Source organism: Klebsiella pneumoniae (genome assembly GCF_000742135.1).
Classification (GTDB): domain Bacteria; phylum Pseudomonadota; class Gammaproteobacteria; order Enterobacterales; family Enterobacteriaceae; genus Klebsiella; species Klebsiella pneumoniae.
This window is the reverse complement of record NZ_KN046818.1, coordinates 1864287-1884457: the sequence shown is the minus strand read 5'-3', so window position 1 is coordinate 1884457 and position 20171 is coordinate 1864287. Positions and strand designations below refer to the sequence as shown.

General features: G+C 57.4%; 20 protein-coding genes and 2 pseudogenes. 11 read left to right on the top strand and 11 right to left on the bottom strand.

The window, feature by feature from the left end; all coding sequences use genetic code 11:
* The first annotated feature begins 155 nt into the window (after positions 1-155).
* A pseudogene (gene chiD, locus DR88_RS0125540) lies at positions 156-1386 on the top strand (chitinase ChiD).
* A gap of 160 nt (positions 1387-1546) precedes the next feature.
* Positions 1547-1891 carry an HNH nuclease YajD gene (yajD, locus tag DR88_RS16395; RefSeq protein WP_002901254.1) on the top strand — a complete coding sequence of 115 codons (345 nt, stop codon included), beginning with the start codon at positions 1547-1549 and terminating at the stop codon, positions 1889-1891.
* Between the two features lie 94 nt (positions 1892-1985).
* On the opposite strand, the gene DR88_RS16400 is transcribed toward yajD, so the two are convergent.
* A complete protein-coding gene (locus DR88_RS16400; RefSeq protein ID WP_002901249.1) occupies positions 1986-2264 on the bottom strand; it encodes a YeaC family protein in 279 nt (92 codons plus the stop codon).
* A gap of 43 nt (positions 2265-2307) precedes the next feature.
* Positions 2308-2721, bottom strand: coding sequence for a peptide-methionine (R)-S-oxide reductase MsrB (gene msrB, locus DR88_RS16405; RefSeq protein WP_002901246.1), 414 nt, complete (start codon positions 2719-2721; stop codon positions 2308-2310).
* Positions 2722-3059: 338 nt separating this feature from the next.
* Here msrB and gapA point away from each other — a divergent pair, with 338 nt between their 5' ends.
* Positions 3060-4055: a glyceraldehyde-3-phosphate dehydrogenase gene (gapA, locus tag DR88_RS16410; protein ID WP_002901243.1), complete on the top strand. Its 996-nt coding sequence runs from the start codon at positions 3060-3062 to the stop codon at positions 4053-4055.
* Positions 4056-4129: 74 nt separating this feature from the next.
* Positions 4130-5014 (top strand): D-hexose-6-phosphate mutarotase, encoded by an 885-nt coding sequence (locus DR88_RS16415; RefSeq protein WP_002901240.1) that lies wholly within the window; start codon positions 4130-4132, stop codon positions 5012-5014.
* A 56-nt stretch (positions 5015-5070) separates the two neighbouring features.
* Here the strand turns inward: DR88_RS16415 and DR88_RS16420 are convergent, their stop codons facing one another.
* Complete coding sequence (locus DR88_RS16420; RefSeq protein ID WP_004148053.1) at positions 5071-5925, bottom strand: aldo/keto reductase; 855 nt, start codon at positions 5923-5925, stop codon at positions 5071-5073.
* A gap of 91 nt (positions 5926-6016) precedes the next feature.
* Positions 6017-6763, bottom strand: a complete 747-nt coding sequence (locus DR88_RS16425; protein WP_002901236.1) for a MipA/OmpV family protein — start codon at positions 6761-6763, stop codon at positions 6017-6019.
* A 416-nt stretch (positions 6764-7179) separates the two neighbouring features.
* Between DR88_RS16425 and yeaG the strand changes: the two genes are divergently transcribed.
* Together yeaG and DR88_RS16435 are read left to right on the top strand one after the other, a co-directional pair.
* Positions 7180-9114, top strand: a complete 1935-nt coding sequence (yeaG, locus tag DR88_RS16430) for a protein kinase YeaG (RefSeq protein ID WP_004148051.1) — start codon at positions 7180-7182, stop codon at positions 9112-9114.
* An 85-nt stretch (positions 9115-9199) separates the two neighbouring features.
* Complete coding sequence (locus DR88_RS16435) at positions 9200-10483, top strand: YeaH/YhbH family protein (protein WP_004148050.1); 1284 nt, start codon at positions 9200-9202, stop codon at positions 10481-10483.
* Positions 10484-10528: 45 nt separating this feature from the next.
* Here the strand turns inward: DR88_RS16435 and DR88_RS16440 are convergent, their stop codons facing one another.
* On the bottom strand, positions 10529-11092 hold the full coding sequence (locus tag DR88_RS16440; protein WP_025862076.1) for a hypothetical protein: 564 nt from the start codon (positions 11090-11092) through the stop codon (positions 10529-10531).
* A 158-nt stretch (positions 11093-11250) separates the two neighbouring features.
* Between DR88_RS16440 and DR88_RS16445 the strand changes: the two genes are divergently transcribed.
* The gene (locus DR88_RS16445; protein ID WP_020804428.1) at positions 11251-11733 is read left to right on the top strand and encodes a glutathione peroxidase; all 483 of its coding nucleotides are present in this window, start codon (positions 11251-11253) and stop codon (positions 11731-11733) included.
* 121 nt (positions 11734-11854) lie between these two features.
* On the opposite strand, the gene DR88_RS16450 is transcribed toward DR88_RS16445, so the two are convergent.
* A complete protein-coding gene (locus DR88_RS16450) occupies positions 11855-12166 on the bottom strand; it encodes a hypothetical protein (protein WP_004179388.1) in 312 nt (103 codons plus the stop codon).
* 67 nt (positions 12167-12233) lie between these two features.
* Between DR88_RS16450 and DR88_RS30555 the strand changes: the two genes are divergently transcribed.
* Positions 12234-12353 carry a hypothetical protein gene (locus DR88_RS30555; protein ID WP_032443850.1) on the top strand — a complete coding sequence of 40 codons (120 nt, stop codon included), beginning with the start codon at positions 12234-12236 and terminating at the stop codon, positions 12351-12353.
* Positions 12354-12423: 70 nt separating this feature from the next.
* Here DR88_RS30555 and DR88_RS16455 read toward each other — a convergent pair whose 3' ends face one another.
* On the bottom strand, positions 12424-13305 hold the full coding sequence (locus DR88_RS16455) for a LysR family transcriptional regulator (protein WP_032443849.1): 882 nt from the start codon (positions 13303-13305) through the stop codon (positions 12424-12426).
* Between the two features lie 175 nt (positions 13306-13480).
* Here DR88_RS16455 and DR88_RS16460 point away from each other — a divergent pair, with 175 nt between their 5' ends.
* Complete coding sequence (locus DR88_RS16460; protein WP_032431705.1) at positions 13481-14698, top strand: MFS transporter; 1218 nt, start codon at positions 13481-13483, stop codon at positions 14696-14698.
* Here DR88_RS16460 and DR88_RS16465 read toward each other — a convergent pair.
* On the bottom strand, positions 14695-15444 hold the full coding sequence (locus DR88_RS16465) for an SDR family oxidoreductase (RefSeq protein WP_025862075.1): 750 nt from the start codon (positions 15442-15444) through the stop codon (positions 14695-14697). The genes DR88_RS16460 and DR88_RS16465 overlap by 4 nt on opposite strands.
* Positions 15445-15610: 166 nt before the next feature.
* Between DR88_RS16465 and DR88_RS16470 the strand changes: the two genes are divergently transcribed.
* Positions 15611-16516, top strand: a complete 906-nt coding sequence (locus DR88_RS16470) for a LysR family transcriptional regulator (protein ID WP_004140447.1) — start codon at positions 15611-15613, stop codon at positions 16514-16516.
* A 6-nt stretch (positions 16517-16522) separates the two neighbouring features.
* Here DR88_RS16470 and DR88_RS0125530 read toward each other — a convergent pair.
* Positions 16523-17788 (bottom strand): annotated as a pseudogene (locus DR88_RS0125530) (Y-family DNA polymerase).
* A 2-nt stretch (positions 17789-17790) separates the two neighbouring features.
* Positions 17791-18210: a translesion error-prone DNA polymerase V autoproteolytic subunit gene (locus DR88_RS16475; RefSeq protein WP_002901192.1), complete on the bottom strand. Its 420-nt coding sequence runs from the start codon at positions 18208-18210 to the stop codon at positions 17791-17793.
* 270 nt (positions 18211-18480) lie between these two features.
* Here DR88_RS16475 and DR88_RS16480 point away from each other — a divergent pair, with 270 nt between their 5' ends.
* Positions 18481-18723 carry a DinI family protein gene (locus DR88_RS16480; RefSeq protein ID WP_002901096.1) on the top strand — a complete coding sequence of 81 codons (243 nt, stop codon included), beginning with the start codon at positions 18481-18483 and terminating at the stop codon, positions 18721-18723.
* Between the two features lie 170 nt (positions 18724-18893).
* Here DR88_RS16480 and DR88_RS16485 read toward each other — a convergent pair whose 3' ends face one another.
* Positions 18894-20030 (bottom strand): glycosyltransferase family 9 protein, encoded by a 1137-nt coding sequence (locus DR88_RS16485; RefSeq protein WP_014907796.1) that lies wholly within the window; start codon positions 20028-20030, stop codon positions 18894-18896.
* Between the last annotated feature and the right edge of the window lie 141 nt (positions 20031-20171).

Here is a 20171-nt window from a genome sequence, read left to right as displayed (position 1 = left end):
GCCCTCGCGCCGGGTCTTCTTCTGCCGCCTCGCTATTGTCCATAAATTGAACTCTCTCGCAGTTTCAACAGGTTATTGCTGCTAGTCTGGCAAGGCTGTTTTTTCGCCACGCCATTTCCGTGGCGTGGTTATTTTTATGTCAAAGAGGAACCACTATGAAACGTTTGCCCTTGCTGGCAGCTTTGCCCTTGCTTTGCGCTTCCGCGCTCTCTGCCCAACCGCTGATGTCCGTCGGCTATTTTAACGGCGGCGGCGACGTCACCGCCGGGCCGGGCGGTGATATCGATAAGCTGGACGTCCGGCAGATCACCCATCTCAACTACTCGTTTGGCCTTATCTATAACGATGAAAAAGACGAGACCAATGCGGCCCTGAAGGATCCTGCTCATCTGCACGAGATCTGGCTGTCGCCGAAGGTGCGCCCTGCGTAAACAGAATCCGGACCTCAAAGTCCTGCTGTCGGTCGGCGGCTGGGGCGCGCGTGGTTTCTCCGGCGCGGCGGCGACCGCAGAAAGTCGCGCCGTCTTTATTCGTTCCGCGCAGAAAATCATCCAGCAATATGGTCTGGACGGCATTGACCTCGACTGGGAGTTTCCGGTCAACGGCGCCTGGGGACTGGTGGCCAGCCAGCCGGCTGACCGCGACAACTTCACTGCCCTGCTGAAATCGCTGCGTGAGGCAGTCGGTGAGCAAAAGCTGGTGACTATCGCCGTGGGCGCCAATGCCGAGAGCCCGAAAAGCTGGGTGGACGTCAAAGCGGTGGCCCCGGTGCTGAACTACATCAACCTGATGACCTACGACATGGCCTACGGCACGCAGTACTTCAACTCGAATCTGTATGACTCCAGCCACTGGCCGACGGTCGCCGCAGCGGATAAATACAGCGCCGATTTTGTGGTCAACAATTACCTGGCCGCCGGGCTTAAACCCAGCCAGATGAACCTCGGGATTGGTTTTTATGGCCGGGTACCGAAACGGGCGGTCGAGCCGGGGATTGACTGGACGAAAGCGGATGCGCAAAACAATCCGGTCACCCAGCCCTATTTTGGGCCACAACAGATCGCGCTGTTTGCCTCGCTGGGCTATGACCTGAGCAAAGACACCTACGTGAAATACAATGATATCGTGGGCAAACTGCTCAACGATCCGCAAAAGCGTTTTACCGAGCACTGGGACGATGAGGCGAAGGTTCCGTGGCTGTCGGTGCAGTCCGCGGAGGGCAAGCCGCTGTTCGCCCTCTCCTATGAGAACCCGCGCTCGGTAGCCATTAAGGCGGACTATATCAAGGCGAAGGGCCTCGCCGGGGCCATGTTCTGGGAATATGGCGCCGATGACCAGAATCAGCTGGCCCGTCAGCTGGCGGAATCGCTGGGGATCAAACACTAATCATGGCTGTTCCGCCGCATCGTCGGCACCGGGAGGCGTGACGCAGGCAGCATCGCCTGCAATGCAGGTATATCGCGCCGCCCGGGATAGGTTATGATGCCTGTTATCCGCTGCGCCAGGGGTTGGCGCAGCTTAACCGTTTGACAGGAGGCAGGGGGCCATGGCCTATATCCCCAAAAATTACGCACGTCTGGAAGTGGGTTACCGCGAAAAGGCGCTCAAGCTTTTTCCCTGGGTGTGCGGACGCTGCTCACGGGAGTTTGTCTACTCCAATCTGCGCGAGCTGACGGTGCACCACATCGATCACGACCACTCCAATAACCCGGAAGATGGCAGCAACTGGGAGATGTTGTGCCTGTACTGTCACGATCACGAACATTCCAAGTACACCGAAGCCGATCAGTATGGCTCCACGGTGGTGGCAGGGGAAGATGCGCAAAAGAGCGTCGGCGAGGCCACCTACAACCCGTTTGCCGATCTGAAAGCGATGATGAACAAAAAGTAAGCGAAGCGGCTGACCGCCGGACGCGGTCATTCAACATGACGCCATCCGGCGCGCGGTTACCCGACGCCGGAACGTCTCACCGCCGGCCGGCGGTTTATTGCAGTTTAACGGTGGCGATCGGCTTCGGCACGATGCCAAAATCCTCTTTCAGCTGCTGTTTGCTCTTCATTACCATCTGCCCGCTGGTGTCGATGGTCATGTGCTGGGCGTCGGTGTTATACCGGGCCTGCCAGAGCATCACCAGCTGCAGGCTATTTTCCTTCTGCTCCGGCGTCAGCGCGACGCCATCCGGCCATTTTCCCAGCTCTACCGCCGTCGCCAGACGCTGATACACTTCCGGCGTCATACTGTCGATAATTTGCTCAATATCCATCTTCCGCTCACCTCCGCCTGGAATAATTTGCTGAATCGTTTCTTCAACCCTTGATTTGCTCGCCATTTTGCTCATCGGTGAAGCTCAGCGATGCCGAGTTGACACAATAGCGCTCGCCGGTCGGCTGCGGACCATCCGGAAACACGTGGCCGAGATGGGCATCACAGTTTCCGCAACGGATCTCAATGCGCTGCATGCCGTGCGAATTGTCGGTCAGATAGCGAATGGCCTCCGCGCTTACCGGCTCGTAGAAGCTCGGCCAGCCGCAGCCGGAGTCGTATTTAGTCTGGGAGTTAAACAGCGGCGCATCGCACACCAGGCAGTGGTACACGCCATTTTTCTTGTTGTGCAACAGCCGTCCGGTGAAAGGCGGTTCGGTGCCATGATGCTGCGTCACGTAAAACTGCATTTCGCTCAAGCCATTTTTCAGCTCTTCCGGGGTGGGTTTATTCGCCATGGGCTTACATCTCGCTTTGCAATGGACTACTTTCGCTCCAATTCTAACAAAACATTAACAATGAAGCGTACACTTTTGTTCTAAACTTATCCGGTGCCCACAGGCAGCCAGATAATTGTGACTTAAATCACGTTTTTATCTTAAATGCCCTTTAAAATTCCGCGCGCAGCCCCCATATGGAATTGGGCTCAAAGGGAAAGTGAGGCAAATCAATCGCGCAAAGGTCTGCTCAGGATTGATTTGTCGCAATGATTGACACGATTCCGCTTGACGCTGCGTAAGGTTTTTGTAATTTTACAGGCAACCTTTTATTCACTAACAAATAGCTGGTGGAATATATGACTATCAAAGTAGGTATCAACGGTTTTGGCCGTATCGGTCGCATTGTTTTCCGTGCTGCTCAGAAACGTTCTGACATCGAGATCGTTGCAATCAACGACCTGTTAGACGCAGAGTACATGGCTTACATGCTGAAGTATGACTCCACTCACGGTCGTTTCGACGGTACCGTTGAAGTGAAAGACGGTCATCTGGTCGTTAACGGTAAAAAAATCCGTGTTACCGCTGAACGTGACCCGGCTAACCTGAAGTGGGACGAAGTTGGTGTTGACGTTGTTGCTGAAGCAACCGGTATCTTCCTGACCGACGAAACCGCTCGTAAACACATCACCGCTGGCGCGAAAAAAGTCGTTCTGACTGGCCCGTCCAAAGACAACACTCCGATGTTCGTTCGCGGCGCTAACTTCGACGCTTACGCTGGCCAGGACATCGTTTCCAACGCTTCCTGCACCACCAACTGCCTGGCGCCGCTGGCTAAAGTTATCAACGACAACTTCGGTATCGTTGAAGGCCTGATGACCACCGTCCACGCTACCACCGCTACTCAGAAAACCGTTGATGGCCCGTCTCACAAAGACTGGCGCGGCGGCCGCGGCGCAGCTCAAAACATCATCCCGTCCTCTACCGGCGCTGCTAAAGCAGTAGGTAAAGTACTGCCAGAACTAAACGGCAAACTGACCGGTATGGCGTTCCGCGTTCCGACTCCGAACGTATCTGTTGTTGACCTGACCGTTCGTCTGGAAAAAGCAGCGTCCTACGAAGAAATCAAGAAAGCCATCAAAGCCGCTTCTGAAGGCGCTATGAAAGGCGTTCTGGGTTACACCGAAGACGACGTTGTTTCTACCGACTTCAACGGCGAAGTTTGCACTTCCGTGTTCGATGCTAAAGCGGGTATCGCACTGAACGACAACTTCGTGAAACTGGTTTCCTGGTACGACAACGAAACCGGCTACTCCAACAAAGTTCTGGATCTGATTGCCCACATCTCCAAATAAGTTGAGATGAAAAAGTAATCTGTAAGAGCGACTTCGGTCGCTCTTTTTTTTGTCTGCAGAGATAGGATTGCACAATGATAAATAAAATTTTTGCTCTCCCGGTGAATGAAACCATTTCTCCCGTGATCTCCCGTCGCCAGCTGGACGACCTGGAGCTGATTGTCATCGACCATCCGCAGGTGAAAGCCTCTGTGGCGCTGCAGGGGGCGCACCTGCTCTCCTGGAAACCCGCCGGTGAAGAAGAAGTTCTGTGGCTGAGCAACAACACCCCGTTTAAACAGGGCGTCGCCCTGCGCGGCGGCGTGCCGATTTGCTGGCCCTGGTTTGGTCCTTCTGCGCAGCAAGGTCTGCCGTCGCACGGCTTTGCCCGCAATCTGCCATGGACCCTGGAAGGTCATGACGAAGACGACAGCGGCGTAATGTTGACCTTTGCGCTCCAGCACAGCGCTGAAACCATGAAGCTCTGGCCGCACGAGTTCACCCTCTATGCCCGCTTTAAGCTGGGCAAGACCTGTGAAATCGAGCTGGAAGCCCACGGTGAATTCGAGACCACCTCTGCCCTGCACAGCTATTTCAACGTCGGCGATATCGCGGCGGTGAAGGTGAGCGGTCTTGGCGAGCGCTATATCGATAAAGTGAACAATGCCGAAGAAGGCGTTCTGAGCAACGGCGTGCAGACCTTCCCTGACCGCACCGATCGCGTCTATCTCAACGCCGACAGCTGCAGCGTGATCCATGACGACGCGCTAAACCGCACTATCGACGTGGTGCACCATCATCAGCACAATGTGGTGGCCTGGAACCCGGGCCCGGCGCTGTCCGTCAGCATGGGCGATATGCCGGACGATGGCTACAAAACCTTCGTTTGCGTCGAAACCTGCTGCGTAACCCAGCCGCAGAAAGCCAGCGAAGAGACGCCCTCTCGCCTGGCGCAAACCATCAGCGTGAAAAAACGCTAATAGCAAAAGCCCCGTTGGTAACGGGGCTTTTGTTTTTCTTTGCCGTGAACGATGGGTTAAACCATATCCAGCCGGGTTTTTCGCTGCGGCGGCGGATAGAGACGGTCCAGCTGCGCGAGCTCTTCCCCACTAAGGACGATGTCGAGCGCTGCGGCATTCTGCACCACATGCTCAATACTGGCCGCTTTCGGGATCGCCAGCACTCCCTGATGACGAATCACCCAAGCGAGCAGCAGTTGCGCTACCGTAATCCCCCGCGCGTTAGCCATATTAATGATATCGCTATGCTGAAAAAGTCCATCGCGTAAGCGCCCCGCCTGCGCCAGCGGGCAGTAGGCCATCACCGGCAGACTGTGCTGCTGGCACCAGGGCAGGAGATCGTATTCAATGCCCCGCGATGCGAGATGGTAGAGCACCTGGTTGGTTGCACAGTGCTCGCCATCCGCCGTCCGCCACAGCGCCTGCATATCCTCGGTGTCCAGATTAGAGACGCCCCAGCGGCGGATCTTGCCCTCGGCCACCAGCTTCTCCATCGCCTCAACCGTCTCCTGCAGCGGGATATCCCCGCGCCAGTGCAGGAGATACATATCGAGATAGTCGGTCTGCAGCCGGCGCAGGCTGTTTTCACAGGCGCGGTGCATCGCCGCTTTGCCGGCATGCCAGGGATAGACTTTGGAGACCAGCACTACCCGGTCGCGCAGACCGCGGATCGCCTGGCCCACCACTTCCTCCGCCCCGCCGTCGGCGTACATTTCCGCCGTATCGATCACCGTCAGTCCATGGTCGATGCCCGCCCGCAGTGCAGCCACTTCCTGCTGACGCTGCGCCGCATGTTCGCCCATATACCAGGTGCCCAGCCCGATGGCCGGCACTGCCGCCTGCTCGCCGAAGCGTACTGTTTTTTTCACCATCTTCTCCTCCTTAACCGTATGCACCACCATAAAGCAAAACAGGGCGCAAGGCCCTGTTTTGATGCATGAAGCGCACTGTAAGAATGCACAATCAGAAGGTGTAGGTGATCCCGGTGGAGATCAGACCGCTCCAGGATTTATCCACCATCGGACTGTCGGTAATTTCATCCGACAGACGCGTGTAGCGCGCCACGCCGTAAACGCTCCAGTCACCAAGGAAGCGATAGTTAGCCGACAGTTCCAGATACGGGTTCCAGCTACTGTCCGGGTCATAGCTGCGCATGCCGCTGCGGCGCGACTCGTGCCGGGAGACGCCATAGTAGTATTCGTTCTGATTGTCGCTGTTCCACTCCACGCCAATACCCGGCGTCAGCGTCAGGTTACCGTTGGTGTAACGGTACAGCCAGGCGAGATCCCAGTTAATACCGTTGCTGTTATCCAGCGTATCGCCGGCAATCGTCGTGCGCAGGAAGCCATAGGGCGTGTTGTGGACATAAGAAAGACCGGCCATCACGGTCGATTTACGTTTATCCAGTCGACGCATCTGCTCGCTGTCGCTGTCGCCCGGCTTGAAGTACATTGGCGACCAGTAGGCCGTAATCGACAGTTTATCGTTGGTGTCATTCCACAGGTAGTAACCCCCGCCCAGACCGTGGAACCAGAAGTTTTCGCTCTCATAACTAATGACCGGCACCGGATAGACATCCGCATCATATTGCTTATACGGATGCTCAACGACCCCTACGCCAGCCCCAAGAGTGAACTTCCCGTCGGCATGCGCCGCGCTGGCGGACGTCGCTATCAGCACGCCGAGTGCCAGAAGTTTGATTTTAGTCACAATCCATATTCCCGTTGTCAAATAATCAGCCCGTGCAGTGTACCGTCGTAGGTCTCATGCCTCAAATTCTTTACCCGATATGACACAAATCGTTCACTTTGCCACCCTTCTCTTACCATCCGGTGACAGCCCGATGACAACTTTGCGTCCCAACGAATCAAAAAGCGTCATGTTCAGGATGAGTTATTGATATGTCATTGAAATTGATTTTCTGCGCCATGCAAGATTTCTAAATGCATCTACGCTTAAATTTAGAAGGTGTAATTGCCGGGCACATTCACGCTACCCCACCCGCAACCTGGCATAAGGGTTGCTGGATACCAGGAGAGCGATGTTCAGCTTATGTCTTCCGGGGGCCCCCACTATTCATATGAACGGCTCTCAACCTGTGCTAAAAAACGAAAGGACGGCATGCCATGAATATATTCGATCACTATCGCCAGCGCTACGAAGCTGCCAAGGACGAAGAGTTCACACTGCTGGAGTTTCTTACCATCTGCCGGCAAGATCGCAGTGCCTATGCCAATGCGGCAGAACGTCTGTTGATGGCCATTGGTGAACCCGTCATGGTTGATACGGCTCTCGAGCCGCGGCTATCCCGTCTCTTTTCAAACCGGGTTATCGCACGCTATCCGGCATTTGAAGAGTTTTACGGTATGGAAGACGCCATTGAGCAGATCGTTTCCTACCTCAAGCATGCCGCCCAGGGGCTGGAAGAGAAGAAACAGATCCTCTATCTGCTGGGGCCGGTGGGCGGTGGTAAATCGTCGCTGGCTGAACGGCTGAAAGCGCTGATGCAGCGCGTGCCCATCTATGTGCTGAGCGCCAACGGCGAACGCAGTCCGGTCAACGATCACCCGCTGTGCCTGTTCAATCCGCAGGAAGATGCGCAGATCCTCCAGAAAGAGTACGGCATCCCGACCCGCTATCTCGGCACCATTATGTCGCCGTGGGCGGCCAAGCGCCTGCACGAGTTTGGCGGCGATATCACTAAATTCCGCGTGGTTAAAGTCTGGCCATCGATTCTCGAGCAGGTTGCCATCGCCAAAACCGAACCGGGTGATGAAAACAACCAGGATATTTCAGCGCTGGTCGGTAAGGTGGATATCCGTAAGCTGGAACACTATGCGCAGAACGACCCGGACGCCTACGGCTACTCCGGTGCGCTGTGCCGCGCCAACCAGGGGATTATGGAGTTCGTCGAGATGTTTAAAGCGCCGATTAAGGTGCTGCATCCGCTGCTGACCGCCACCCAGGAAGGTAACTATAACGGCACCGAAGGGATCTCCGCCCTGCCGTTTAACGGGATCATCCTTGCTCACTCCAACGAATCGGAATGGGTGACCTTCCGTAATAACAAGAACAATGAGGCCTTCCTCGACCGCGTCTATATCGTCAAGGTGCCTTATTGCCTGCGTATCTCCGAAGAGATCCGCATCTATGAAAAACTGCTCAACAACAGTGAGCTGACCCATGCGCCCTGCGCCCCGGGCACCCTGGAAACGCTGGCGCGCTTTTCGATTCTGTCGCGCCTTAAAGAGCCGGAAAACTCGAGCATCTACTCGAAGATGCGGGTCTATGACGGCGAAAGTCTGAAAGATACCGACCCGAAAGCGAAGTCCTATCAGGAGTATCGCGATTACGCCGGGGTTGATGAAGGGATGAACGGGCTCTCCACCCGCTTTGCCTTTAAGATCCTGTCTCGGGTATTTAACTTCGACCACGTCGAGGTGGCCGCTAACCCGGTGCATCTGTTCTATGTGCTGGAGCAGCAGATTGAGCGCGAACAGTTCCCACAGGAGCAGGCCGAGCGCTATCTGGAATTCCTCAAAGGCTATCTGATCCCGAAATACGCCGAGTTTATCGGCAAAGAGATCCAGACCGCTTATCTGGAATCCTACTCCGAGTATGGGCAGAACATTTTCGATCGCTATGTCACCTACGCTGACTTCTGGATCCAGGATCAGGAATACCGCGATCCGGACACCGGGCAGCTGTTTGACCGTGAATCGTTGAATGCCGAGCTGGAGAAAATTGAGAAGCCAGCCGGGATTAGCAACCCGAAAGACTTCCGTAACGAAATCGTCAACTTTGTGCTGCGTGCGAGAGCCAACAACAGCGGACGTAATCCGAACTGGACCAGCTATGAGAAACTGCGCACGGTTATTGAGAAGAAAATGTTCTCCAATACCGAAGAGCTGTTGCCGGTCATTTCGTTTAATGCCAAAACCTCAACCGATGAGCAGAAAAAACATGACGACTTTGTCGACCGCATGATGGAGAAAGGCTACACCCGCAAACAGGTTCGCCTGCTGTGCGAGTGGTACCTGCGGGTTCGTAAATCGTCCTGATGCGTCCAACCCGGCGGCACGCCGCCGGGTCAACTGCAGCTGAATGATGATAAGTAAAGTTGGCTAATGCAGTACAGGAGGGCATATGACCTGGTTCATAGACCGACGCCTGAACGGGAAAAACAAAAGCGCCGTCAACCGCCAGCGCTTTTTGCGCCGTTATAAGGCGCAGATTAAACAGTCGATCTCCGAGGCCATCAACAAGCGCTCGGTGACCGATATTGAGAGCGGAGAATCCGTCTCGATCCCGACGGACGATATCAACGAGCCGATGTTTCATCAGGGTCGCGGCGGCCTGCGCAACCGCGTCCACCCGGGCAACGACCATTTTGTGCAAAACGACCGCATTGAGCGCCCGCAGGGCGGTGGCGGCGGCGGCGGTAGCGGTCAGGGGCAAGCCAGCGCCGATGGTGAAGGAAAGGATGAGTTTGTCTTCCAGATCTCGAAAGATGAATACCTGGATCTGTTATTTGAAGATCTGGCCCTGCCGAACCTGAAGAAAAACCAGCACCGGCAGCTGAATGAGTTTAAAACCCATCGCGCGGGTTTTACCTCCAATGGGGTGCCAGCCAACATCAGCGTGGTACGTTCACTGCAGAACTCGCTGGCCCGCCGTATGGCGATGACCGCCGGCAAGCGTCGTGAACTGCGCGCCCTGGAGGAGGATCTGGAAGCCATCAGCCGCAGCGAACCGGTGCAGCTGCTGGAGGAGGAGCGCCTGCGCAAAGAGATTGCCGAACTGCGGGCTAAAATAGAGCGGGTGCCGTTTATCGACACCTTTGACTTACGCTACAAAAATTACGAAAAACGGCCGGAGCCTTCCAGCCAGGCGGTGATGTTCTGTCTGATGGACGTCTCAGGCTCGATGGACCAGGCCACCAAAGACATGGCCAAGCGCTTTTATATCCTGCTGTATCTGTTCCTCAGCCGGACTTATAAAAACGTCGACGTGGTCTATATCCGCCACCATACCCAGGCAAAAGAGGTGGATGAGCACGAATTCTTCTATTCTCAGGAAACCGGCGGCACCATTGTCTCCAGCGCCCTGAAGCTGATGGATGAAGTAGTGCAGGCCCGCTATGACCCGGCGCAGTGGAACATCTACGCCGCCCAGGCGTCGGATGGCGACAACTGGGCCGATGACTCCCCGCTGTGCCACGAACTGCTGGCGAAGAAAATTCTGCCGGTGGTGCGTTATTACAGCTATATCGAAATTACCCGCCGGGCGCATCAGACCCTGTGGCGCGAGTATGAACACCTGCAGGCGACCTTTGATAATTTCGCCATGCAGCATATTCGCGACCAGGAGGATATCTACCCGGTATTCCGCGAACTGTTTCACAAGCAGTCATCTAAAAGTGAAGCTTAATTAAATACTCAGCCAGTGAGTCGAGTGACTTGCTGGCTGTTTTCCTCAGACACAAGGCCCGGTGGCACATCCATACATCATGTAAAACGGAAACAACGGGGCCAGGGCAACGGCGCCAAGCGAGCTAATCGTTTTGGTCTTATCATTGATTGATACCACAACGGGGTGCGCTAACTGGTAGGCGGCGGCCAGATCTGACGCGTCCGATGCAGTCCGAAATCCTGTCGCTTTAAACAACACCCCGAGGCGATCGTTATCAATTTGCACCGCATGATACTGATTCACCAGCTCGCTATGCTGCCCGGCATCCAGTTTGCGCTGATCCATCACCACCAGATATTCCGCCGTCACCTCATGTTGTACCACGACAAAGTTAACCCGCACGCCGGAAGCCTGTTGGTGAAAGCGTTCATAAAAGGTCTTATAACGCTGATATTCCTGAGGCACACCGTCACGGACAAAGCGGTAACTGTATTTCGCTGAGCTGGCGACAATACCGGACTCTGTGGGTTTCATCGCCACAATGGTATCCCGAGGCGGCAAGTTTGGCGTGCTGGTACATCCTGCGAGTATCGCCACCACCACCAGCGATAAGACATATTTCATCATTTTCAGCCGTTCCTGTTCGCGATTTTCTCTATGACATCTGGCGTTTTTTTAACACTCCAGGTACAAATCCCTAACCCTGTGTATCATAACTGCCTAATCTGCTTCAAACATTCGCGCGATCGTCAGCGTTGAACTGTTTCTACTCTCAGGAGCCTGCTATGACCCCTTTTTATCAATTGACGGCTACCCGCCTGCGCGGCCAGCCCCTCTCCATGGCTGACTATGCTGGCAAGGTGGTTCTGGTGGTGAATACGGCCAGCCATTGTGGCTTCACACCGCAATACGCTGGCCTGGAAGCGCTCTACAAAAAGTACGCGGCTCAGGGGCTGGTAATGCTTGGTTTCCCGTGCAACCAGTTTGGTAAGCAGGAACCCGGCGGTGCGGATGAAATCGAGCAGACTTGTCACGTTAACTACGGCGTGAGCTTCCCGATGTTTGAGAAAGTGGACGTCAACGGCCCCGCCGCACACCCGCTGTTTCGTTATCTGAAACAAGCGTTGCCCGGCGTGCTCGGCGGACGGATCAAGTGGAATTTCACCAAGTTCCTCATCGGTCGCGACGGCACACCCCTCACGCGTTTTGCGCCGTTCACGACGCCGGAGAAAATGGAAGCCTCCATTGTCGCGGCCCTCACGCGCTGAGTGTTCCCATCATGCCACGTTCACCCAGCGGCGGCTGGCTGCCCATACAAGGTAGACGTCGCTCTCACGCGGCCAGCAACCGCCTGCTGCTGGCCAATCTTCCACCTGCCCGGTCATCAGCCTACAGCGGCGACACGACCTCGACTTCATGCTGAAACACATAGGGGTCGGAGAGGAGTTCGAATGCTTCGTCGTCCGGATAGGTGACCGCGACGTGATAGTCTTCGCCAGCGAAGGCTTTGACCGCCGCGAGATCCTGCCAGTAGGTGGCAAGAAAGAAATGCGCCCATTCGCCCTGGTTTTCCTGGCGCACCAGCGCCCCCCGGTTGCCGGCGATGCTCTGAGCGTGTTCCACGCCGGTCCGCTCGAGGTGGCGGGCAAACCCCTCAGCATGTTGCAATGGCACACAGCCGTGCCAGGTCCTGACAATCATTTGCGTTCTCCTGTGGTGATAAACGTCTCACCCTAACATCGACAGGCATTTCTGGGGGAGCGCAACAATGTCGCGCTGGCAACAACACAAAATTATTTTGCCGGACGGGGATATCCTCTCACTCTGCAGTATTTCCGACTGCGGGGCAGCATTGGGCCGAATATTGCGCGGCGAGTATCACTGTTAGCTGGCGCGGAGAAAATCGTGGCTCGTCAGCCTCGGGCAGTCTTATCGATACACGCCCAAGCCGCGCCCCTTCAGGGCATCGCCAGCCGATCTTGATGGTCCGCAAAGAGAGCGATGAGATGGTCGGCGAGAACCCGCACGCGTCTGGATCCGGCCAGGTCAGAATGCATCACCAGCCAGAGGGTCTGATCCGCGCCGATCTCCGGCTGCAGGCACTGCAGGCCGCTGGCCCGCGCCATAAAGTGCGGCAGGACGCCCAATCCGAGGCCCGCGGATACTGCGGAAACCTGGGCCACGAGCGTATTGGCTTCGACTTTACACGGCCGGCCGCGCAGGGTGCGCGTGATCCATTGGGCGGCCGGCAGGTGCTGGTGAGTTTCCGTCCACCCCACAAAGTCCGCCTCGCTCAGCGACAGGCCGTCCGCGCCGGCCAGACAGTCGGCGGCGCCATAGACGCCAAACCCCACCGTCCCCAGCCGCTTTAACGTCAGATGCCCGGCCTCAGGCTTGACCATGCGGATCGCCAGATCGGCATCCCGACGGTGCAGGTTCACCGGCTGCACGCCGCTCAGCACCTCCACCCGCAGCTCGGGATAATGGTCCAGGAGCCCTTTCAGGGAGGGCAGAATAAAATGCGTGGCCAGGTTATCCGAGGTGGCCAGGCGAACAACCCCGGCGACATGCCCCTGCAGTTGCGCCGCTTCGCCGAACGCCAGGCCAGCGTATTCCAGCGCCTCCGCCCGCGCGAGCAGGGCTTCGCCATCGTCGGTCAGGCGGTAGCCGCTCTGATGGCGGCTGAAGAGCGGAACGTTCAACGCCTGCTCCAGCCGATCCAGCCGGCGGGAGACCGTGGCAATCCCCATGTTCATCTTGTCGGCGGCGCCGCTCAGCGTTCCCGCCCGGGCGATGGCGAGGAATATGCGAGCATCATCCCAGTGGAATTCTGCGGTCATCTATTTTCCATGTATGGAAAACGGCTCTCCGTTTTCCGCTCTTTTTTATCAGTTTCGCAGGGATGATACTGCACGCCATTCGCGGAGACAACCAGGCCATCCGATCGCCTGCTCTCTCCTCACCTGAACGTCCGTGCACCGCGCGGAACGCTCCTTTCCTAAGGATACGCCTGATATGAAAGAGATTGCTTTACCCCTCCACCCGGCGCCGGCGCGCGTCTGGATTGCCGTCGTTGCGCTCGGGATCTGCGCCTTTTCGATCGTCACCAGCGAACTGGCGCCGGTGGGCATGCTCAGCGCCCTGGCGGCGGATTTTCACCAGACGGAATCCGGCGTGGGCCTCGCCGTCACCGCCTATGGATGGGTAGGCGCCCTGGCGGCTCTGCTTTCCGGCGCAATGCCGACGCGTATTTCCCGCAAGGCGCTGCTGGTCGGGCTGATGCTGATCCTCGCGCTTTCCTGCCTCGCCGCAACCCGGTCTTATTCGATGTTCGCCCTGATGAGCGCCCGCATGATTGGCGCCCTGGCGCATGGCGCCTTCTGGGCCTTAATTGGCATTGTCGCCGCGCAGCTGGTGCCGCCGCACCGGCTGGGGCTGGCCACGGCGATCATTTTTGGCGGCGTGTCAGCGGCAAGCGTAGTGGGGGTGCCGCTGGCGAGCTTTATCGCCACCCTGGCGGGCTGGCGACTCGCGTTTATGTCGATGGCCTTGCTGTCACTAGCCGCCGCTGCTGTGCTGTGCTCGACGCTGCCCCCGCTGGCCGCCCCTGCCCCCGTCAGGCTGCGTGTTTATCGCGATATCTTCCGCAATCCGCTGCTCGGTGGCCTGTATGGCGCCACGGCCTGCATCATTACCGCTCACTTTGCCGCCTTCACCTACATTGAACCGCTGCTGATAAATCTGCAGGGAGTCCCGGCGACCGCCCTCTCCGGCCTGCTGCTGCTGTCAGGGGTTTCCGGGCTGCTGGGTAACGTTATCGCGGGTAAGCTTATCGATCGTCATCTGAAGGGGCTGATTTTCGCTGCGCTGCTGCTGAGCGGGGGCGCGCTGGCGCTCCTTGGCGCCGCCCGTCTTGCGCCACTGCCGTTCTGTTTTAGCGGGCTACTGTTAGCCCTGTGGGGCACCGGCATCGCGATTGTGTTCGTCGGCTTACAGACCTGGCTGCTGCGCAGCGCGGGCGCGGTCGCCCAGCCGGCGTCAGCCATTTACGTGGCCATTTTTAATGCCGCCATCGGCACCGGGGCGTTTGTCGGCGGCCAGCTGATCGCCTCAGCTGGCCTGTCTGAAATGGTGTGGCTGGCGGCGGGGATCATGGTGGGCAGTACGCTGCTGATCGCCCTGCTGAAAGCGCCTCTGCCCGGTCAGATCGGTGCGGCGACGGCAGGCGCTTAGATTTGCGCCAGCCCGCCGTCGACATAGATCTCCGCGGCGTTAATAAAGCTCGACTCATCCGACGCTAAAAATACCACCGTCCGGCCAATCTCCTCCGGCTCGCCCAGCCGCCCGAGCGGTACGCCGGCCGCCAGAGCATCGAACAAGCCCTGGCGGTCCGCCTCCGCCACCAGCCCTCCCAGACCCGGGGTACGTACCGGCCCCGGGCTGACCACATTGATGCGGATCCCGCGGTCGCTAACCTCCAGCGCCCAGGAGCGCGCCAGGCTGCGTACCGCGGCCTTACTGGCGCTATAGATGCTGAAGTTAGCCGTCCCTTTTACCGCCGCCGTAGAGCCGGTCAAAATCACCGAGGCGCCATCGGCGAGCAGCGGCAGCGCTTTTTGCACGGTGAACACCACCCCGCGCACGTTGGTGGCGAAAATCCGGTCGACGTGCGCTTCGGTGATGGCGCTCAGCGGCAGCATGTCTCCGCCGCCGGCATTGGCGAACAGCACATCCATCCGGCCGGACTCTTCGGCAATGGTCGCAAATACCGCGTCAAGGTCGCTTAACACGGCGGCGTCGGCGCGGATCCCGCGGGCGGCGGGCCCGATGAATCTTACCGCCGCATCCAGCTCCTCCTGACGGCGGCCGGTGATGTACACCTTCGCGCCCTGCTCCGCCAGTGCTTTCGCCGACGCCAGGCCAATCCCGGCGCTGCCGCCGGTGACTAACGCCACTTTATCCGCAAGTTTTTTGCTCATGGTGCATTTCCTTGGTTAGAGTATAAACAGGCCAGGCTCGCGAACGCGCCCCGCCGGGTATGGAAAGCACTGTAATCGTCCCGGCGAGGCGGAAAAATGGCCTAATCTGAAAAACACTCTTCCCCTCGGTGGATAATGACCTCCAGTAACCAGGATAAAGCGAATAATGGACCGGTTTTCAGCTCTCAAAGCCTTCACTCGCGTTGTCGAAGCCGGCAGCTTTACCCGCGCCGCGGACTCGCTGAATATGCCCAACGCCACCCTCAGCAAAACCATTCAGCAACTGGAAGCGCATCTTGGGGTTTCCCTCCTGCAGCGCACCACGCGGCGTATTACCGTGACGCCGGAAGGACGGGAGTACTATGAAAAAGCCCGCTGTCTGCTGGAAGACCTGGAAGAGATCGACGCGTCTTTCAATACCGCCCGCAATAAGCCGAAGGGCCATCTACGGATCGCCATCGGCGGGTCGACCGCGTGCGATGTGCTGATCCCGCTGCTGGCGGACTTTATGACCTCCTGGCCGGATATCCGTATCGATTTGCAGGTGGCCGATAAGCCCGCGGACCTCATCAGCGGCAATATTGACTGCGCCATCCGCGGCGGTCCGATGGAAGACTCGACGCTGATCGCCCGTAAAATCGGCGAGGCGACGCTGGTCACCTGCGCCACCCCGGGCTATCTTCAGCGCTACGGCACCCCCGCCTCGCCGGATGAACTACATCATGGCCACCGGCTCATCAGCTATCTGTCGCCGGCCAGCGGCAGAGCGTTTCCGTTTCGCTTTACGCGTCACGGCGTCAGCACCGAGCTGAAGACAGAGCCCCATCTCGGCATCAATGAGAGCAACGCGCATATTGCCGCCGGCGAGGCGGGCTTAGGCATTGTGCAGACCTTTACCTATTCGCTGAAACCGGCGCTGGCGAGCGGCGAACTGGTGGAGATCCTCAGCGCCTGGCGCCCGGCCCCCTATCCTTTTCACGTTGTCTATGCCCGGCACCGGCACGTCCCGCCCCGGCTCCGCGTCTTTATTGACTGGCTGGCGGCGGTTTTTCCGGCCGCGGTGCAGGGATAGCGCGCGTTATCTGACGCGGAGCAGGTCGCTGTATCGCGTGGTGTAGCGCGGCGAGAGCATCTCTCGCTTCATCTGCCACTGCTGCTGGATCCCCTGGCCGGCAAAATAGAGCGCCCCCCTGCCGTTTTTCGCATTCAGCTGATCGAGAACCTGCATCAGTCTGGCGCTGTTGTGCCGCGGAGCAAGCTCGTCGAACAGATTCAGCTGGGCGACGCCCTGGCTGTAGAAATCGCCGAGCATCACGCCGGCCTTCTGATAGCGATGCCCCGCTTTCCAGATGGCATCCAGACAGCTCGTCGCCGCGGCGATAATATCCCGGGAGTCCTGGGTCGGCGTCAGCAGCTTTAGCGAGGCGCTGTTGCCGTAATAGGGTTCATTCAGCGCGAAGGGGCTGGTTTTGACAAAGGCGGAGACGAACCGGCAGTACTGATGCTCACCGCGCAGCTTTTCTGCTGCCCGCGCGGCATAGCTGCAGATCGCCTGGCGCATATCCTCATAGGCCGTAATCCGATCCCCGAACGAGCGGCTGCAGATAATTTCCTGCTTAGCGGGGGCAAATTCCTCCAGCGCCAGGCAAGGCTCGCCGCGCAGCTCCCGTACCGTTCGTTCGAGCACCACCGTGAAGTGCTTGCGGATAAAGCGGATATCGCTCTCCGCCAGCTGGAGTACCGTGCCGATCCCCATCGCTTCAAGCTTTTTGCCGATCCGCCGCCCGATGCCTCAGACCTCGCTCACCGGCAGCAGCGCCATCAGCTTTCGCTGCCGCTGCGGGCAGGACAAGTCCACTACCCCGCCCGTCTGCCGCGGCCACTGCTTCGCCGCGTGGTTGGCCAGCTTCGCCAGGGTTTTGGTCTGGGCGATGCCAACGCCCAGCGTCAGATGGGTACGCTGCAGCACCGTGGCGCGGATTTCGCGGCCAAAATCGGTCAGATCTCTGCAATGACGCACACCGCTGACATCGCAAAAGGCCTCATCGATACTGTAAATTTCGCAGCGCGGGGTGAGCTCTTCCAGGGTGGCCATGACCCGGCTGGACATGTCGGCATACAGCTCATAATTACTGCTAAACGCCACGACGCCGTGGCGAAGAAACGCAGCCTTCTGCTTAAAGTAGGGTTCGCCCATTTTCACAAACGGCTTCGCCTCCGCCGAGCGGGCGATCACGCAGCCGTCGTTGTTCGACAGCACCACCACCGGCCGCCCCTTCAGGTCTGGCCGGAAGGCGGTCTGACAGCTGGCATAGAAGGCGTTCACATCACAATGCGCGAACATGATCAGCCCGCCGCCTTGATGATGTAGGTTACGACGCCGAAAATATCGAGCGTCTCCTCGCGGCCGACCACGATGGGCGAATAGGCCGGGTTCATCGGGTTAAGCTGCACCCGCGGCAGAAGCTGCAGCTTCTTTACCGTAAACTCGCCGCCGACGGCGGCAATCACGATATCGCCATGCTCCGCTTTACGCGCGCTGTCCACCACCAGCAAATCGCCTTCGTCAATGCCGGCATCGATCATGCTGTCGCCAGCGGCTTTGACAAAATAGGTCGCGCTGGGATGCTGCACCAGCAGCTCGTTGAGGTCGATTCGCTTCTCAACATAGTCCTGAGCCGGGCTGGGAAAGCCGCACTGCACCAGGTCGGCAAAAAAGGGAAAGGAGACAATCTGACGTAGCTCAACCGGCGTGTAAACGTTCATTTTTCAACCCACCACACAATACTGAATATATATACAGTAGTTTTGCCAATTTTACCGGTCAATATCGGCTCCAGCTATCAATCGCCAGCACTGAAATAACTCCTTGATGTCAATAGGGGTCTTCTTCAGCGCCAGCGAACCGTTTGCTGCTTTTGCGCGCAGCCCGCCCGCCGCGCGAGGTGGTAGATGCGCAGCGCCGCGGCATTCGCTTGACACTGTACATTAATACAGTAAAACTATCGCCCGCGATCAGCATACAGAGGACAGAAGATGTTTGTGGAACTGATTTATGACAAGCGCAATTTTGCCGGGCTGCCGGGCGCCAGAGAGGCCATTCTTAACGAGCTGACCAAACGCATGCAGCGCATTTTCCCGGAGGCGGAAGTGCGGGTGAAGCCGATGATGACGCTGCCGGCGATCAACACCGACGCCAGCAAGCATGAAAAAGAGCTGATCAGCCGCACGGTGCAGGAGATGTTTGAAGAGGCGGATATGTGGCTCACTGAAGAGTGATCCCGCCCGTCAGTCGCGGCGACCACCTCTTTAAGAGCTTTCCCGGATGTGGCAGAGCCGCGGGCAACAGTACAATAGCGGCGGTTGCAGACTGGCAATGCAACCTTCGCTCACCTGCTGGCTCTTGCATACGGCCAGCAGGTGAGCCCTACCTGTCTTCCCTCATCGCCTCACAGCGTCTCCGGTAGCGCCGCTATAATTCTATCCACTAGCCCGCGATGCTGATGGACCTTCCCGCATTTAACAATGATCTGCCTGGCGTTGTCATAGCCCGGGGCCCACAGCCGGTTATTAAGCAGAACGTCCTTATAGACCGCGATCAGCGGTTTGTTCCACGCCGCCGCCATGTGCACCACCGAGGTGTCCGGGGAGATAATCAGCTCCGCCTGGGCGATCAGCGCCATCGCATGGTGTAACGTGTTAAATGGGTTAATCACCACCTCCGGCGGCAGCGGGATGCGGATCTCGCGCCGGTGATCGAGCAGAATAACCGCGCTCCCCGGATGGCGGGCCAGCAGTTTGTCGAGCAGTTCCGCCAGCTGCGTCTGCGAGAGACTGCGGTCGGCATGGCCGGCAAAAATATTAATCACCACCGCTTTTCCGCTTAGCGACGCCAGATACTGCGCCACCTCCTGCATAATCGGCCCGGGCACCGCCAGGTCGTAAGCGTCCAGCCCGCGGGTGTCCAGTTGGAGATAATCGGCGATCAGCTCGAACGTTTTCGTCACGTGCCAGCGCTGGCAGTCAAAATCAAAAGAGTGGGAGTAGTGCTTAATCGATGGCCATTTATTAAACCCGAGCACTGATTTGGCTTTTATTTGTCGGAAAAGCCGCAGGCGATGCACGGGAATATCGAACAGCGAAGGGTCAATAATAATATCGTACTTATTATTAGCCAGTTCATTAATAACGTCGCGAGGAACGTTATGATTAAATTTACGCAAAAAATCGGCGGACGTGACCGGATCAGCTTCATAAATATGGCGGATCCGCGGGTTATAACGCATCACCTGGCTGTTAGAGGTCGTCAGCAAAAAATCAACGATATAGCCTGACTGATGCAGGCATTTCACCAGCGCGGAATCCACCACTACATCGCCGACCGCCCCCTCATTGCGCATCAACAGGACGGTTTTCGCAGACGACAAATCTACCGGCTGACGGCGTCGGCGATCCCAGAGCGCTTTCGCCACCCCCACCCGCAGGGCATTACGTACTTTCTTAGTAAAGTAATTCCGCCGTCTGTTGAGCTCCCTTATTTTATTAAATTTCTTGCGTGGGGAACCCTGCATGGTTGCATCGTGCATCATCCTAACCTCATTACGGCAATTATTAATATTCTGTGTCGTCCGATAGAGACTGAGCGAAATAAAAAAAGTTCGATTGAAAATGAAAATCATTCTTTTTTTTATTTACAAAACTCATCTGCGCCTGCGGGATTGCACCAC

What these genes read in the sequence shown, in the direction of transcription:
- yajD (WP_002901254.1), top strand. Translation starts at nt 1,547, where the DNA reads ATGGCCTATATCCCCAAAAATTACGCACGTCTGGAAGTGGGTTACCGC.
- DR88_RS16400 (WP_002901249.1), bottom strand. Translation starts at nt 2,264, where the DNA reads ATGGATATTGAGCAAATTATCGACAGTATGACGCCGGAAGTGTATCAG.
- msrB (WP_002901246.1), bottom strand. Translation starts at nt 2,721, where the DNA reads ATGGCGAATAAACCCACCCCGGAAGAGCTGAAAAATGGCTTGAGCGAA.
- gapA (WP_002901243.1), top strand. Translation starts at nt 3,060, where the DNA reads ATGACTATCAAAGTAGGTATCAACGGTTTTGGCCGTATCGGTCGCATT.
- DR88_RS16415 (WP_002901240.1), top strand. Translation starts at nt 4,130, where the DNA reads ATGATAAATAAAATTTTTGCTCTCCCGGTGAATGAAACCATTTCTCCC.
- DR88_RS16420 (WP_004148053.1), bottom strand. Translation starts at nt 5,925, where the DNA reads ATGGTGAAAAAAACAGTACGCTTCGGCGAGCAGGCGGCAGTGCCGGCC.
- yeaG (WP_004148051.1), top strand. Translation starts at nt 7,180, where the DNA reads ATGAATATATTCGATCACTATCGCCAGCGCTACGAAGCTGCCAAGGAC.
- DR88_RS16435 (WP_004148050.1), top strand. Translation starts at nt 9,200, where the DNA reads ATGACCTGGTTCATAGACCGACGCCTGAACGGGAAAAACAAAAGCGCC.
- DR88_RS16440 (WP_025862076.1), bottom strand. Translation starts at nt 11,092, where the DNA reads ATGATGAAATATGTCTTATCGCTGGTGGTGGTGGCGATACTCGCAGGA.
- DR88_RS16445 (WP_020804428.1), top strand. Translation starts at nt 11,251, where the DNA reads ATGACCCCTTTTTATCAATTGACGGCTACCCGCCTGCGCGGCCAGCCC.
- DR88_RS16450 (WP_004179388.1), bottom strand. Translation starts at nt 12,166, where the DNA reads ATGATTGTCAGGACCTGGCACGGCTGTGTGCCATTGCAACATGCTGAG.
- DR88_RS30555 (WP_032443850.1), top strand. Translation starts at nt 12,234, where the DNA reads ATGTCGCGCTGGCAACAACACAAAATTATTTTGCCGGACGGGGATATC.
- DR88_RS16455 (WP_032443849.1), bottom strand. Translation starts at nt 13,305, where the DNA reads ATGACCGCAGAATTCCACTGGGATGATGCTCGCATATTCCTCGCCATC.
- DR88_RS16460 (WP_032431705.1), top strand. Translation starts at nt 13,481, where the DNA reads ATGAAAGAGATTGCTTTACCCCTCCACCCGGCGCCGGCGCGCGTCTGG.
- DR88_RS16465 (WP_025862075.1), bottom strand. Translation starts at nt 15,444, where the DNA reads ATGAGCAAAAAACTTGCGGATAAAGTGGCGTTAGTCACCGGCGGCAGC.
- DR88_RS16470 (WP_004140447.1), top strand. Translation starts at nt 15,611, where the DNA reads ATGGACCGGTTTTCAGCTCTCAAAGCCTTCACTCGCGTTGTCGAAGCC.
- DR88_RS16475 (WP_002901192.1), bottom strand. Translation starts at nt 18,210, where the DNA reads ATGAACGTTTACACGCCGGTTGAGCTACGTCAGATTGTCTCCTTTCCC.
- DR88_RS16480 (WP_002901096.1), top strand. Translation starts at nt 18,481, where the DNA reads ATGTTTGTGGAACTGATTTATGACAAGCGCAATTTTGCCGGGCTGCCG.
- DR88_RS16485 (WP_014907796.1), bottom strand. Translation starts at nt 20,030, where the DNA reads ATGCACGATGCAACCATGCAGGGTTCCCCACGCAAGAAATTTAATAAA.